Origin of the sequence: Pseudomonas sp. EL_65y_Pfl2_R96 (assembly GCF_963970905.1) — a bacterium.
In the GTDB taxonomy this organism is placed as follows: domain Bacteria; phylum Pseudomonadota; class Gammaproteobacteria; order Pseudomonadales; family Pseudomonadaceae; genus Aquipseudomonas.
The window spans coordinates 1-550 of sequence record NZ_CAXAQH010000192.1; the positions used below are offsets into that span (position 1 = coordinate 1).

Below are 550 nucleotides of genomic sequence, written 5' to 3' on the forward strand. Positions count from 1 at the left end.
CGTCGAAGGCGGTTTTCTCCATCGGGATGCGACACGATATGCGTTCGCGCATGACCGCATCATGGAGGTCGCGATTGCGTTGACGCCGGAAGCCGAGCGACCGGTACGTCATGTCGAGCTCGCCCGGCTGCTGCTGCGTTTGCGTGGCACCGCCTCAGTCAGCGACTTTGACATTGCCGACCATGTGGTTGCGGCGATGGCAAGCGAGATTCCGTCCACCGACAGACCGCTCTTCGCGCGGACCCTGCTCGACGCGGCGGCGCGCGCTCTCCAAACGGCAGCCGTGGACCAGGTCACACGGTATATTGAAGGGGCAAATGCCCTATTTTCCGAAGCGTGGTGGGAAAGCCATTATCGGTTGGCGTTCGAAATCAACTTTCGCAGAGCCGAGAACCTTTTGCAGATTGGTGCTGTAGAGCGGGCCGAGCACGGGATCGACGCGTTACTGATCCATGCGGCAGAACCTATCGACAGGGCCCAGGCCTACCGCCTGAAGGCCGTTACCCGGACGCTGCATTCCGATTATGACGGTGCGATCGCAGCGGGGCTG

General features: G+C 61.5%; 1 pseudogene. It reads left to right on the plus strand.

The annotated features are described in order from the left end of the window. A pseudogene (locus AACY49_RS30160) lies at positions 1-550 on the plus strand (hypothetical protein); the annotation flags it as partial.